Origin of the sequence: Pelagibacterium flavum (assembly GCF_025854335.1) — a bacterium.
Lineage (GTDB): Bacteria > Pseudomonadota > Alphaproteobacteria > Rhizobiales > Devosiaceae > Pelagibacterium > Pelagibacterium flavum.
Genome location: NZ_CP107716.1, coordinates 2,327,665 through 2,341,257 on the forward strand (window position 1 = coordinate 2,327,665; position 13,593 = coordinate 2,341,257).

At 59.3% G+C, this 13,593-nt stretch carries 13 protein-coding genes; 3 read left to right on the top strand and 10 right to left on the bottom strand.

Annotated features, from left to right (window positions below; translation table 11 throughout):
* Positions 1-2 precede the first annotated feature (2 nt).
* From OF122_RS11635 to argC, 3 genes are all read right to left on the bottom strand, one after another.
* Positions 3-1,316: a homoserine dehydrogenase gene (locus tag OF122_RS11635; RefSeq protein ID WP_264227656.1), complete on the bottom strand. Its 1,314-nt coding sequence runs from the start codon at positions 1,314-1,316 to the stop codon at positions 3-5.
* A 279-nt stretch (positions 1,317-1,595) separates the two neighbouring features.
* Positions 1,596-2,810, bottom strand: a complete 1,215-nt coding sequence (locus OF122_RS11640) for an LL-diaminopimelate aminotransferase (RefSeq protein ID WP_264224409.1) — start codon at positions 2,808-2,810, stop codon at positions 1,596-1,598.
* A gap of 171 nt (positions 2,811-2,981) precedes the next feature.
* Complete coding sequence (gene argC, locus OF122_RS11645; RefSeq protein WP_264224410.1) at positions 2,982-4,034, bottom strand: N-acetyl-gamma-glutamyl-phosphate reductase; 1,053 nt, start codon at positions 4,032-4,034, stop codon at positions 2,982-2,984.
* A 129-nt stretch (positions 4,035-4,163) separates the two neighbouring features.
* Between argC and OF122_RS11650 the strand changes: the two genes are divergently transcribed.
* Positions 4,164-5,450, top strand: coding sequence for a glycosyltransferase (locus OF122_RS11650; RefSeq protein WP_264224411.1), 1,287 nt, complete (start codon positions 4,164-4,166; stop codon positions 5,448-5,450).
* 59 nt (positions 5,451-5,509) lie between these two features.
* Here OF122_RS11650 and OF122_RS11655 read toward each other — a convergent pair whose 3' ends face one another.
* The 5 genes from OF122_RS11655 to OF122_RS11675 form a co-directional block, all read right to left on the bottom strand.
* The gene (locus tag OF122_RS11655) at positions 5,510-6,271 is read right to left on the bottom strand and encodes an ABC transporter permease (RefSeq protein WP_264224412.1); all 762 of its coding nucleotides are present in this window, start codon (positions 6,269-6,271) and stop codon (positions 5,510-5,512) included.
* Positions 6,268-7,215, bottom strand: coding sequence for an ABC transporter ATP-binding protein (locus OF122_RS11660; protein WP_264224413.1), 948 nt, complete (start codon positions 7,213-7,215; stop codon positions 6,268-6,270). Before OF122_RS11660 ends, OF122_RS11655 begins: the two co-directional genes overlap by 4 nt.
* Positions 7,216-7,334: 119 nt before the next feature.
* Entirely contained in the window at positions 7,335-7,814 is a 480-nt protein-coding gene (gene rpsI / locus OF122_RS11665; protein ID WP_264224414.1) for a 30S ribosomal protein S9, read from the bottom strand.
* A gap of 1 nt (position 7,815) precedes the next feature.
* Entirely contained in the window at positions 7,816-8,280 is a 465-nt protein-coding gene (gene rplM / locus OF122_RS11670; protein WP_014130335.1) for a 50S ribosomal protein L13, read from the bottom strand.
* A 175-nt stretch (positions 8,281-8,455) separates the two neighbouring features.
* Complete coding sequence (locus tag OF122_RS11675; protein ID WP_264224415.1) at positions 8,456-9,517, bottom strand: COX15/CtaA family protein; 1,062 nt, start codon at positions 9,515-9,517, stop codon at positions 8,456-8,458.
* A 94-nt stretch (positions 9,518-9,611) separates the two neighbouring features.
* Between OF122_RS11675 and OF122_RS11680 the strand changes: the two genes are divergently transcribed.
* Positions 9,612-9,818, top strand: coding sequence for a DUF2842 domain-containing protein (locus tag OF122_RS11680; RefSeq protein WP_264224416.1), 207 nt, complete (start codon positions 9,612-9,614; stop codon positions 9,816-9,818).
* 2 nt (positions 9,819-9,820) lie between these two features.
* Here OF122_RS11680 and OF122_RS11685 read toward each other — a convergent pair whose 3' ends face one another.
* Both OF122_RS11685 and OF122_RS11690 read right to left on the bottom strand, forming a co-directional pair.
* Entirely contained in the window at positions 9,821-10,867 is a 1,047-nt protein-coding gene (locus tag OF122_RS11685; protein WP_264224417.1) for a polysaccharide deacetylase family protein, read from the bottom strand.
* A 9-nt stretch (positions 10,868-10,876) separates the two neighbouring features.
* On the bottom strand, positions 10,877-12,892 hold the full coding sequence (locus OF122_RS11690) for a GumC family protein (protein WP_264224418.1): 2,016 nt from the start codon (positions 12,890-12,892) through the stop codon (positions 10,877-10,879).
* Positions 12,893-13,036: 144 nt separating this feature from the next.
* On the opposite strand from OF122_RS11690, the gene OF122_RS11695 reads away from it, so the two are divergent.
* A complete protein-coding gene (locus OF122_RS11695) occupies positions 13,037-13,591 on the top strand; it encodes a polysaccharide biosynthesis/export family protein (protein WP_264224419.1) in 555 nt (184 codons plus the stop codon).
* Positions 13,592-13,593 lie beyond the last annotated feature (2 nt).

A 13,593-nucleotide genomic window follows, 5' to 3' on the forward strand; every position in this document is an offset into this window, starting at 1 on the left:
GGTCAGAACTCCTCGATGCGTATCAATTGAGGCTGTCCCACGATAAACCCGTCCTTGGCAATCCGTTCAAGCGCTTCGCGCACAGCACTTTCAATCGTTTCGTGGGTGATGAGCACCACCGTGCGAGAGGTTTCTTCCTCGACGCCGGGCTCGCTGGCCCGCAAATCAGGACGCTGAATAACACTTTCGAGCGAGATGTTACCCTCGCCCATTCGAGTGGCAATGGCAGCTAGCGCCCCGGGCACATCCCTTGCGTTGAGCCTGATATAATAACCGCCTTCATGAATGCGCATGGGCGCGCGTTCACAGGGCTTGAGTTCGGAACTGGGCACGCCCAGCGGCGGCACCTGGGTGCCGCGAGCGATATCGAGGATGTCGGAGAGGACCGATGCCGCTGTCGCCTCCCCCCCGGCACCCGGCCCGGCCAAAAGCAGTTCCTGCACATGGTTGGTCTCCAGCGCCACGGCGTTGAGGACACCGTCGACGCCTGCTATGGCGCTCGATTTTCTGACAAGCGTTGGATGCACGCGCTGTTCGATTCCGCTTTCGACCTTGCGGGCCATGCCCAGCAGCTTGATCTTGTATCCGAGATCTGCAGCAACTTTTATGTCAGCCTGCGTTATGCGCGAAATACCTTCAACAAACACCTGATCGGCGGCAATTTCAGTTTCAAAGCAGAGACTTGCGAGGATCGCAAGCTTATGCGCGGTATCGAATCCTTCAACGTCGAATGTCGGGTCGGCCTCGGCATAGCCAAGCGCCTGCGCGTCTTTGAGGCACTCTTCAAAGCCGATTCCCTCATTGCCCATGCGGGTGAGGATGTAATTGCAGGTGCCGTTCATGATGCCATAGACGCGGGTGATGGCGGCAGAGCCAAGCCCTTCGCGCAGCGTCTTAATGACCGGGATGCCGCCGGCGACAGCGGCCTCAAAGCCCAGTTGCGCGTGAGCAGCCTCGGCAGCAGCGGCGAGTGTCACGCCGTGGCGCGCCAGCAATGCCTTATTGGCCGTCACGACCGGGCAGCCATTTTCGAGCGCCGCGGTGACCGAAGCGAGGGCAGGACCGTCCTCGCCGCCAATGAGTTCGACATAAAGATCGATTTCACCCGAACGGGCCAGCGCCACAGGGTCGTCGAACCACTTAAAGGGAGAGATATCGACTCCCCTGTCTCGCGAACGGGACCGAGCCGAAACGGCGGAAACAACGATCCTGCGGCCCAGCTTGCGGGTGATGGCATCGCCATCTTCGGTGAGGATGCTAATGAGCGCGGCGCCAACCGTGCCCAAGCCGGCGATGCCTATGCGTAGCGGGCGCATCTCCTCGCCCTCACCGCTGGCATAAGCTTGCATGGCACGAGTGATGCGTTGACGGGTTTCGCTGCGCGGTTCTCGACCTTCGCGCAGGTCGAAGACAAAAAGCGGATCGCCGGCTATCTCGCGGCCGAAGCGCGTGGGTGTCCAGTCGCGTTCGGAGATGAAGGTCTCGATGGATGCCTTGAAGCTGTCTATATCATTCATGATCGCACGCAGTTTTGAAATTGCGCGCGACCATGAATAGGAATTTGCCTACACGTCAACCCTTGTAAGGGTCAAACGTCAGATTTTGGCGAGGGGAACAACGTTGCCGTTGCTGGCCGAGCCGCCGAGGAACTTCTTGATGGCGCGGGCCGCCTGACGGATACGCTGCTCGTTTTCCACGAAGGCCAGCCGCACGTACTGATCGCCATACTCGCCAAAACCCACGCCGGGCGCGACGGCAACCCCGGTCTCGCGGATCAGCAACTTGGCAAATTCGAGGCTGCCCAGATCGGCAAACTGATCAGGGATCGGAGCCCAGGCAAACATGGTTGCTGCTGGGCTGGGGATATGCCAGCCGGCGCGGCCGAAGCTTTCGACCATGACGTCGCGGCGATGACGGTAGATGCTACGCACCTCCTCGATACAGGAATCATCGCCGTTGAGCGCCGATGCCGCGGCGACCTGGATGGGTGTGAACGCACCATAATCGAGATAGGATTTGACTCGGGCCAATGCCGCGATCAGCCGCTCATTGCCCACGGCAAAACCCATGCGCCAGCCGGGCATGGAGAAGGTTTTCGACATGGACGTGAACTCGACGGTCACATCCATGGCGCCGGGCACTTCGAGCACCGAATGGGGCGGCTCGTCCTCGAAATATATCTCAGAATAAGCAAGATCGGAGAGGATAAAAATCTCGTTCTTGCGGCAGTACTCCACCACTTCCTTGTAGAAATCGAACGAGGCGACATAGGCCGTGGGGTTGGCCGGGTAGTTGAGAATCAGCGCGATCGGTTTGGGGATCGAATGACGCACGGCCCTGTCGAGCGAGCGCATGAAATCCTCGTTAGGGTCGGCAGGCATTGACCGCACGACCCCGCCCGACATGATGAAGCCGAACGAGTGGATGGGATAGGTCGGATTAGGCACCAGCACGACATCGCCCGGGGCGGTGATCGCCTGGGCCATGTTGGCAAAGCCTTCCTTGGAGCCAAGCGTTGCGACGACCTGCGTGTTGGGATCGAGCTTTACGCCGAACCGGCGCCCATAGTAGGAGGCCTGGGCCTTGCGCAGACCCGGAATGCCGCGCGAGGTCGAATAGCGGTGAGTGCGCGGGTCTTTGACCGTTTCCTTGAGCTTTTCAACGATATGGGTTGGCGTCGGCAAGTCGGGATTGCCCATACCCAGGTCGATAACGTCGACGCCTTCGGCGCGCGCCTTGGCCTTGATCGGGTTGATGTGCTCGAACACATAAGGCGGCAGGCGGCGGATGCGATGGAATTCTTCGCTCATTTTGTCCTCGATGGGATCGGGTTCGATCCCGTTGTGACCGATGCTGCGGCGCGAATAGGACGCGCGGCAAGCAAGGGCAATTATCCGGCTGTCATGGTGTTCAAAGTATGAACGGGCGTCCGCTTTTGTTAAGACCGGCCCGCGCCGTGGTCTTTACCGGCCCTGTCGCTCTTATGGAAAGAGCGGCAGAGCCTCGATAGCGGTCGCCTCGGGGTAGCCGAAGGCCACGTTGAAGTTCTGAATCGCCTGGCCGGCGCTTCCCTTCACCAGATTGTCGATAGCGGCAATGATGATAACCCGACCGGGAATGCGGTCGTCAAACACGTTGATGACGCAATAGTTTGAGCCGCGCACGTGGCCTGTGGAGGGAATTACGCCCTTTTCGGCCACACGGATAAAAGGCTCGCCTTCATAGGCATCACTCAGCGCCGCACGGACCTCGTCAGCATTCTTGGCACCATCGAGCCTTACGTGCGCGGTAATCAACTCGCCGCGGCTCATCGGGATCAGATGCGGAGTAAAATTGACGGCCACCTTCTTGCCGGCAACCAGTCCGATTTCCTGCTCGATCTCGGGCGCGTGACGATGCACGCCAACGCCATAGGGCGTCAGGCTCTCGCCGGCTTCGGCCAGAAGGGTATTCTGCTTGGGCGCCCTGCCCGCTCCGGTGACACCGGACTTGGCATCGATGATCATGTCATCGGTCGAAATCGCGCCGGATTTGACCAGCGGCAGAAGCGCCAGAAGCGTTGCTGTGGGATAGCAGCCCGGGCACGCGATGATCTTGGCGTCGCGGATGGCGTCGCGATTGTGCTCGGTCAGGCCGTACGCCGCTTTTTCCTGCAGATGAGGCGCAACATGATCTGCGCCATAGACCGGACCGTAGTCCTCGGCATTGCGGAAGCGGAAGTCGGCCCCCATATCGATGACACGCAGGGAGGAATTTTCTTGGGCGATTTTGGCAACAAGTTTCTGGCTCGTTCCGTGCGGAAGGCCACAGAACACCACGTCGATGCCCGAGAAATCCACGTCCTCGTTGGCCACAAGGTCGGGCAGTTCGGCCACGGCCAGATGCGGAAACACGGACGCCATCGGCTTACCGGCATGGGTGTTGGCGGTCAGCGCCACAAATTTGAGGCCCGGATGGCGTACGCCAAGTCGCAAAAGATCAGCTCCGGTATATCCGGAAGCACCAAGAAGTGCGGCTGTCTTAGGCGACTCCATCTGACTTGCCCTCGTTGTCCGATTGTGTAAATGAAACACGCGAGGGGTCGTCATAATGCTCTGTAACGACAATGTAAATGACCCAAGCGCCATTGGCGCACCCGCCGCGGCAGGGGTATTGAGGTGAAGATGACAAAGCGCATTGCGATGGCCACACTGGGCACGCAAGGTGACGTTCAACCTTATGTCGCCCTGGCACGATCCATGACCGCTCAAGGCTATTCGGTTGTCATCGGCACCACCGATGATTTCGAGTCCATGGTCACCGGATATGGCATCGAGTTTTGGAGCCTGGGCCCCTCGATGCAGGAATTCGTCAAGCAGAGCCAGTTTGAGCGCGCGATGAACCAGAACCTGCTGGTCAACGCCCCAGCCCTGCTCCGTCAGGGCCAGAAAATCGTGGATCGCGCCGCGCGTGCCGCTTGGGATATGGCCCAGGGCGCCGATTGCATTCTGCTCAATATGAACACGAGCTTTTCGATCGATATCGCCGAAGCGCTCGATATCCCGGCGATCGTCGCTGCGCTGCAGCCTCTTAATTCGACCAGCGAGTTTCCGCTCTGCATCTATTACGGGCCGACCTTCGGGAAAACCATCAACCGACTGACCTATTCGACGATGACGGTGCAGCAGATCTATTACAATCTGCCACGCAACAAGCTGCGCCGCGAGTTGATGGGGCTGGGACCGCGCAAAAACGGCGGGTTCTTCAAGGACACCGATGGCACTCCGCTGTGGACGCTGAATGCTTATTCAGAAGTTATTTCGCCACGTCCGCGCGACTGGCCGAAAACCTCGATCGTCACCGGTTACTGGATGCTGCCCGATAATTCCGGGTGGCAGCCCTCCCAAGAGTTCAAAGACTTTCTCGCCAAGGGTCCTCCGCCGATCTATGTAGGATTTGGGTCAATGCCCTGGGGCGCGGATCGAAATACCGACATCCTGCGCGAAGCGCTCAAATTCTGGAATGGCCGCGTGGTCGTGGGGCGAGGCTGGGGAGGCATCAAGCCAGATGACCTACCCTCGGACAAAGTCTATGTCATCGACAGGGCCCCACACGACCAACTTTTCAAATACGTGAAGGCCGTTGTCCATCATGGGGGAGCGGGAACGACTGCGTCGGGCCTGATACTCGGAAAGCCGACTTTCATCGTTCCGCAAATGGTCGATCAGCCCTATTGGGGCGGGCGCGTGCATGAGTTGGGTTGCGGCCCAAAGCCGGTTCGCCGCCGCAAGCTGACAGCCGAGGCGCTGGCCGATGCGTTGAGCCAGCTCGATTCCAACCCCGGCTTTGCCCGCAATGCCGAAAAGATAGGCGAGCAATTGCGTGCCGAAGATGGCACCGGCAAGGCGATCAAGGTCATCGAGCGGGTGATGGCCAACTACCAGCCGCGCAGCGCACGCAAGCTGGCGTAAAAAAAAGCCGACGGCGCCTCGATCGAGACTGAACCCGCCGGCCTGCTTGTCTTTGCTGATCAGGCGCGCAGCTTGTACCCGGTCCGGAATATCCAGGTAATGATGGCCAATGAGGCGGCCATGAAAACCAGCGTCATGCCCAGGCTGATCCCGACATCAACATCGGCCACCCCATAAAAGCTCCAGCGGAAACCGCTAACGAGATAGACCACGGGATTGAGCAGCGCGATATTCTGCCATGTCTCGGGCAGCATGGTGATCGAATAGAACGTGCCGCCCAGAAAAGCCAAAGGCGTGACGATGAGCAGCGGAATAAGCTGGAGCTTTTCGAACCCGTCCGCCCAGATACCGATGATAAAGCCGATCAGCGAGAAGGTGACAGCGGTCAAGACCATGAAGGTCACCATCCAGATCGGGTGCTGGATCTGAAGATCCACAAAGAAGCTGGCCGTCAAAAGAATGATGAGCGCCAAGATCACCGACTTCGTCGCCGCTGCCCCGACAAAGGCAATCACCGTTTCCACATGGGAGATCGGAGCAGTCAGGATTTCATAGACCGTGCCGGCAAATTTGGGAAAATAGATTCCAAAGGATGCGTTCGAGAGCGATTGCTGCAGCAGCGACAGCATGATCAGTCCCGGCACGATGAAGGCGGCGTAGCTGACACCTTCAACCGATTCGATGCGCGAGCCGATGGCTGCCCCAAACACGACGAAATAGAGCGATGTGGAAACGACGGGCGAAATGATCGATTGGGTGACTGTGCGCCACCAGCGCGCCATCTCGAAGATATAAATGGCCTTGATCGCGTAATAGTTCATGTCCGGTCCCTCAAAAGGCCAATGAAGATTTCCTCGAGCGACGACTGATGGGTCGACAGATCCTTGATACTGATGCCTTCTGCGTTAAGCGCACCGATCAGGGTTGCGATGCCGGTACGATCGGCCTGGCTGTCATAGCTGTAGCGCAACTCCTCGCCATCATCGGAAAGCTTGAGCCCGAGATCGGTTAGCGATTGCGGCAAGGCCTTAAGCGGCTCCTGCAACTGCACGGCAAGGTCTTTCTTGCCGAGCTGGCGCATGAGTTCGGTCTTTTCCTCGACCAGAATGATCTCGCCATTCGAGATGACCCCGATCCGGTCGGCCATTTCCTCGGCTTCTTCGATATAGTGGGTAGTAAGAATGATAGTGACGCCGTTTTCACGCAGTTCGCGCACAACGTTCCACATGTCGCGCCGGAGCTCGACGTCGACACCCGCCGTGGGCTCGTCGAGAAACAGGATTTTCGGTTCGTGGCTGAGGGCCTTGGCGATCAACACGCGCCGCTTCATGCCGCCCGAAAGCGTAATCAGCTTGTCGTTGCGTTTATCCCAGAGCGAAAGGTCACGCAGAATCTTTTCAATCACCTTATCGTTTCGCGGCTTTCCGAACAGGCCCCGGGTGAACGAGACGGTGGCCCATACGGTCTCGAAGCGATCCGCGCTCAACTCTTGGGGCACCATGCCAATCATGGCTCGTGTCTTGCGGAATTCAGTGACGACGTCATGTCCGCCGACCAGAATCTGCCCGTCGGTGGGCCGGACCATGCCGCATATCGTGCCGATCAGCGTGGTCTTTCCCGCACCATTGGGGCCGAGCAACGCGAAAATTTCGCCCACCCTGATGTCAAGATTGATGTCTTTGAGGGCTTGAAAGCCCGTATCATAGATCTTGTTAAGACCCATGACCGCAACCGCGGGTTCTGCGGTCGTTATTTGCATGTTCATGGAAATTCGCCCTCCGGCCAGAGGTGCCTATATAAGATGCAATCGGTCGATGACCAGCCCCGTAGCAACAAAAAAGGCCCGCCGGAAGCGGGCCTTTCCAAAAACCGGGAAGCGATGGATTAACGCTTGGAGAACTGGAAGGAGCGACGGGCCTTGGCCTTGCCGTACTTCTTGCGTTCAACCACGCGGCTGTCGCGGGTCAGGAAACCACCCTTCTTGAGGACCGGTCGAAGCTCGGGCTCGTAGTGGGTCAGCGCCTGGGACAGACCGTGACGGATGGCGCCGGCCTGGCCGGACAGACCACCACCAGCGACAGTGGCGATCACGTCATACTGGTCCACTCGCTCGGTCGCCACGATGGGCTGCTGCAGGATCATCTGCAGAACCGGACGGGCAAAATAGGCAGTGAATTCCTTGCCGTTGACGGTGATCTTGCCCGAACCGGGCTTGACCCACACGCGGGCAACGGCGTCCTTACGCTTGCCAGTGGCATAAGCGCGGCCATAGCTGTCGAGCTTCTGGGTATAAACCGGTGCCGCTTCGACATTGGAGTCGGTAGCCGTGCCGAGGTCTTCGAGGGAGTTGATGGTCTCGGACATATTACTTCACCCTCACATTCTTGGTGTTGAGCGCGGCAACATCGAGAGTTTCGGGCTGCTGGGCTTCATGGGGATGCTCGGCACCGGCGTAAACGCGCAGGTTCTTGAGCTGGGCACGGGTCAGCGGGCCGCCCGGCATCATACGGCGCACGGCGTTTTCAACGACGCGCTCAGGGAAACGGCCCTCAAGCAGTTCGCGCATGGTGCGATCCTTGATGCCGCCGGGATAGCCGGTGTGCCAGTAGAAGCGCTTGTCATCGAGCTTCTTGCCGGTGAACTTCACCTTGTCGGCATTGATGACAATAACATTGTCGCCCATGTCCTGATTGGGAGTGAAAGTCGGCAGGTGCTTGCCGCGCAGACGGGTGGCGATGACCGCAGCGAGACGGCCCACGACCAGGCCTTCCGCGTCGATCAAAACCCACTTCTTGTCGATCTCGCCAGCCTTGGCCGAGTAGGTTTTCATTGTTCTTGATCCTTTTGGATATCTCTTACGAGACAAGGCCGCCGAAGCCGACGGCCCTTCCCCGGCCAGACTTGCGAATGGCCATTTCGACGCGGGTGATACAGGCGGCCGCAAAGGTCGTCAAGTACAAAGTGATTTCTATTTTATAACAATGACTTACATTTGCGGTATAATTTTACCGCACAGAAATCCTATGCATATCAGAGAGATAGGCGATTACCATCGCGACCAGTGTGAAAGCCAGCGCCTGATGAACGAGCGCGATGGGAATATTGACCACCGACAACAGCGTCGTGATCCCCACTGCAACCTGCAACACGACAAGCATCGCAATGCGCGGCAACCAGGCGTGAACGCCTGCAAGGTCGGACCTTTTGCGGCCACGCCACCACAGGACAAGCGCGTAGACGGTGATGAGGTAAGCAAGGTTCCGGTGGTTGAACTGCACAGTGAGGATATTCTCGAAGATGTTGCGCCAGGCCGGGTCGAGGGTGAACAGCCCTTCAGGCACGATCACACCGTCGATCAGTGGCCAGGTGTTGTAGATAAATCCGGCATCGAGACCGGCAACGAGCGCCCCTGCCCCGATCTGGATAAACAGCAACGCAACCAATACCCAATTGGCAACAAGCCATCCGCGTGATGGCGCTGCGCCCCGTGCAGGAGGCTCGAGCGTTCTCGCCACCCAGACGAGCGCCATCATCAAAACGCTGGCCGCGCATAGATGAGCGGCGAGGCGGTATTGGGAAACCGAGGTCAGCTCTGAAAGACCCGAGGACACCATCCACCAGCCCAGAAACCCCTGGAAAGCGCCGGCAACAAACAGACCCGCCATCGGCCAGACGAGACTTTTGGGTATGCGGCGCTGGACAAGGAAGATCACAAAGGGAACGGCGAAAGCGAAACCGAGCATGCGCGCAAGGAAGCGATGCCCCCATTCCCACCAGAAGATCAACTTGAATTCATCGACGCCCATCCAACTTTCGACCAGACGGTACTGCGGAATCTGCTGATACGCCTCGAATTCGGCCTGCCAGTCAGCGGCGGAAAGCGGCGGGATGATACCGGAAATAGGCTTCCAGCTGGTGATCGACAAACCGGATTCGGTCAACCGCGTACCCCCGCCCACCACCACGATCAGCAAAACGAACGCCGCCAGGCAATAGAGCCAGATGCGGACGGGCCGAATGCGGTCGTAATCGAGCGATGCGGAACCAGCTGAAGCGATGGCAGACACAGTGAGCGTACCGGAGTTGTCAATCCTGCCCGAAGTGCTAATGGGATGTCCGGCGGATGGCAATGATAACAAACGCCGCAGTATGGAGACACCAATGACCCAGCGCCAGCGCAAAGCCATCGGCATAGGACTGACCCTTTTGACGCTTGTCGTGTGGACGGCGCTGGGCCTGTGGATTTACGAACTGTGGCTGGTGGGCGCACACAACCTCGTGCACCTTGGCTTTTTCGTTCTGTTCGGTCTCGCATGGGTGTTTCCTGCAATGGTCGTGATACGCTGGATGCAGCGTCCCGACACCTGACCTTATTCCACATCGAGCCGACGACCGCGCCGCATCAGGGTGAACACTTCGGCGGTCAGGAACACGTCAATGAATCGCTGTTTCTGAAACAATCCATTGAGCGACACGCGAGGCAGCGCGTTGAGGTGGGCGGCGTGTTCGGCGTAGAGGCCGCCCGGGCGCGTGGTCACGGCAGTGGCAAATCCAAGGTCGGTCGCGGCGGCAAACTCGCGCGGCCCGGCGGCGGCAACGCCGCCGATGGGATAGGACAGATGGCGAGGTCGCGTGCCGAACTGGGCTTCGAGCACATTGGCCGATTGCTCAATCTCGGCCCGCATCTGGTTCTCGTCAAGCTTTGAAAGCTCGTAATGATGGACTGTGTGCGCGCCGATAGTGCAGAGCGGCTCGTCGGTGAACGTCCTGAGCTCGGACCAATCCATAATGAGACCGCGGCAGTGCGCCCCCAGGTCGAGGCCATAGCGCTGCGCCAGCGTCCTGATCGACGCCTCGCGCTGAGGTTCGGGCATTTTGCGGTAGCGCTGGTAGATGTGAGCAAAAGTGGTATTCTTTTGCTCCAATGTTCCCGCATCGCCGTAGTGCGGTCCCTCGGGCATCTCAACGACAACGACGTCATTGGCGGCAATGATATCCTCAAGCGCCTGCCACCAGACCAGCCCCACCCCATCGATCAGACCGGTCGGGATATAGAGGGTGAAGGGAGCCGCATGCTTGCGCAGGATTGGCAAGGCGTGGACGAGATTGTCGCGATAGCCGTCGTCAAAAGTGAGAACGATGAAGGGTTTGGCATCCTCGCTCGCGATGCGCCTTGTAGCCTCGTCGAGATCGACGATATCGAAACCGGCCTCTCGCGCACGCACGATGACAGCTTCGAGAAAGTCGGGCCGGATCTGCAGGATGGAGTTGGGCGAAAATGCTGCCGGGGCATCGGGCAAAACCCTGTGCAGGGTAAAGATGAGCCCGCGCGCCGCCGAAAACCGCCGCAGTCCGGCCGCAATCCCCGGTAGTGCCAATGCCTCAAAGGCAGCCCTGTAAACTCCGTAACGGGGCACCTGGTTCGCTCAGGCGACTTCGGACTGCGCTTCGGCAGTCGCAATGATGCGGACATCGGAGAAGCCGAGCGCGCCGATTTCCCTGGCGGCAGCACTGTTGCTGGCCCCTATCGAGGAGAGCAGGACACATTTGCCCTCAACGCCGGCAAAGAGCGGCAGGCTCGAGGTCATGCCGACCCGGCCCGTCACAACAACGATAACCTCATAGATATCTGACAGTGCATCAACCAGGGTAGCAACGCGTTCGGTGTTGCGGTTGAGCCGGGTTCCTTGTCCCCAGGGCACGAAGGCAAATCGGTCGTCAGCACCCCGGTGCACGACATCTCCGAAGTCGGCGCCTTCCGCGCATAGATCGGTGAGCCCCATCTCTATGCCCTGCTGACCACTCGCCGCATCGATTTCCGCTACACTCTGGCCGTTTTCCACCACCGCGGCCGTGAGCCGCTCGGCAAAGGCAAGGCTTTCCTCGTCGTCGCGGTCGGACGCAACAATGACCAACCTGTCGAGCCGCGCCAGGACGCTGGCGGCGAGCGCTTCGATTTCGGTGTCGATAAGGTCCGCTGGAGGCCGATGACCGATTATCGCCAACGGAGGTGAAGATGCCGGCTTGGCCGCCTCGTCTGCCAAAGCCGGTGTGCCCGCGGCATTCTTTTCTTCGCTGATCTCGGAGCTGACTTTGCGCACCGTCCGTTCGACCAGCGCGCGGCCCGACAAGAGCTCAGAGAAAATAACAGCGCCAGTCTGCAGGAGAACCGAAGCAACGCCGACCGCAAGGAGCACCAGGCTTGACTTCGGCGATGCGGGCGAAGATGCCGGCACAGCTTCACTGACGATGCGCACGTCGGGCAGCGCCGAACTCATGTCAGACCGCGCCGACGCCTCGGTGAAGCGCAGCAGATAGGCGTTGAGCAGTTCGCGCTGCGCAGCTGCCTCGCGTTCGAGCTCGGCGAGGCCGACACCTTCGATGGTATCGGCACCAGCGGTCACTTTGACCCGATCGAGTTCAGCGCGGAGGGACTGCTCAAGATCGGCCTCGATTTGAGCCTGAGCTTCCAGGGCTTGGGCGACCCGGCGCCCTTCGCTGGCAATCTGGGAATTGATTTCGGCGATCTGGGCGTCGAGCGCGCGGATCGTGGGATGGCTGGGCAGGAATGTTGCCGCTTGCTGGGCGCGCTCTCCCTGCAGGCGCGCCAGTTCCTGGCTAAGCTGCTGCACGACAGAAGAAGCCTGCACATCAGAGACCCCGCCAACCGACTGCCCGGATTCAAGCAGGCTCCGGATCAGTTGAGCTCGTGACTGGGCTGCATTGCGCCGCTCGTTGGCTGCGGTGATCTGTGACGAAAAATTGGAGAGCTGCTGATTGGTCAGGCTCTCGTTGTTGGACCCCGTAAACAAATCATTCTGAACTCGGTAATCGGCGATGGCCCGCTCCGCAGCGACAACGCTTTGGCGCAACCGGTCGATTTCCTGTTGCAGCCACGCTGTCGCGTCGACCGTATCGGATATCTGCTGGCCAGCCCGCCTCTGGACGTGGGCCCGAACGATGGCATTGGCGACCCTGGCCGCCAATTCAGGATCGGTGTGGCGATAGGCCACCGAAATCAGCCGGGAGCTGCGTTCTTGCGTCACGACAAGGTTTTCAGCGATTTCGCCAATGATCCTGTTGTCGCTCCACCCCTCGAAGGCTGACTCGTCGCCGAGCGCCGCAGTCTCCACGGCAGCAAGGATCGTGTCCCGCGACTTGATCAATTCGATCTGGCTCGAAACGGTCGCGATGTCGATATAATAGGTTTCAGCACTCTGATTGCTCGCGGCGCTTGTATAGGCCGTACTGCGTGGCTCGACGAGAAGTTCGGCCCGGGATTCATAGAGCCTGGGCACAAACTGCAAAACCACATAAGCGGCCGCCAGCAGCAGCACGGTCACAAACCCGATGCGAAGCAGCTTTGAGAACACCGCTTTGAGAATGACGCCAGCGTCTATGCTTTCCTCGGACCTATCTGCCCCGGATGCGGAATCGCTCATTTGGTCGCCCTTCGTTCGTCACGCGCTTATCGCCCCGACATGGTAAGCATTCGGTTAAGCCCCCTTTTCGCCCGGCTCGCGCTAAGAGCTTTTTAACCATGACGTGGGAGACGTAAGCTCACTGCATGAAACGGGACGGATATGATGGGTCGGCTGCGCCTAGCCTTGCTTTTGTTGCCGCTTTTTTTGGGCGCGTGCGCACATAGCGGACGCCCGGCCACCTATCTGGTCGAACAGAGCGGGCCTTATTTGCTCGACAGCGGCGATGTACTGCGGGTCAGCGTTTACGGCGATGCCAACCTCACCAACACCTACCGGGTCGACGATTCCGGCGCCATCGCCATGCCGCTGGTGGGCGCGGTGCAGGCCCGCGGCGCAACCACCGAAGCGCTGTCGCGCAAGGTCGCATCGGCTCTGGCTGCCGGCTATATGCGAAACCCCAACGTTGCCGTGGAAGTTGCTGAATACAGGCCCTTTTTCATCCAGGGTGCAGTCGGTTCTTCCGGGCAATACTCCTATTCCTACGGCATGACGGTGCGGGCCGCGATCAGTGCTGCGGGCGGCTTTACCGATACGGCAAACCGCAACACCGCAACAATTTACCGCCGCCAGGGCAACGAGATGGTCAAAGGGAGCGTCGAACTCGACTTCCCGATCCTGCCGGGCGATACCATCGTTATCGCAGAACGCTGGATCTGAGC

Bases quoted from the DNA above. Each gene is read 5' to 3' on its own strand.
- OF122_RS11635 (WP_264227656.1), bottom strand. From the start codon at position 1,316: ATGCGCCCGCTACGCATAGGCATCGCCGGCTTGGGCACGGTTGGCGCC.
- OF122_RS11640 (WP_264224409.1), bottom strand. From the start codon at position 2,810: ATGAGCGAAGAATTCCATCGCATCCGCCGCCTGCCGCCTTATGTGTTC.
- argC (WP_264224410.1), bottom strand. From the start codon at position 4,034: ATGGAGTCGCCTAAGACAGCCGCACTTCTTGGTGCTTCCGGATATACC.
- OF122_RS11650 (WP_264224411.1), top strand. From the start codon at position 4,164: ATGACAAAGCGCATTGCGATGGCCACACTGGGCACGCAAGGTGACGTT.
- OF122_RS11655 (WP_264224412.1), bottom strand. From the start codon at position 6,271: ATGAACTATTACGCGATCAAGGCCATTTATATCTTCGAGATGGCGCGC.
- OF122_RS11660 (WP_264224413.1), bottom strand. From the start codon at position 7,215: ATGAACATGCAAATAACGACCGCAGAACCCGCGGTTGCGGTCATGGGT.
- rpsI (WP_264224414.1), bottom strand. From the start codon at position 7,814: ATGTCCGAGACCATCAACTCCCTCGAAGACCTCGGCACGGCTACCGAC.
- rplM (WP_014130335.1), bottom strand. From the start codon at position 8,280: ATGAAAACCTACTCGGCCAAGGCTGGCGAGATCGACAAGAAGTGGGTT.
- OF122_RS11680 (WP_264224416.1), top strand. From the start codon at position 9,612: ATGACCCAGCGCCAGCGCAAAGCCATCGGCATAGGACTGACCCTTTTG.
- OF122_RS11690 (WP_264224418.1), bottom strand. From the start codon at position 12,892: ATGAGCGATTCCGCATCCGGGGCAGATAGGTCCGAGGAAAGCATAGAC.
- OF122_RS11695 (WP_264224419.1), top strand. From the start codon at position 13,037: ATGGGTCGGCTGCGCCTAGCCTTGCTTTTGTTGCCGCTTTTTTTGGGC.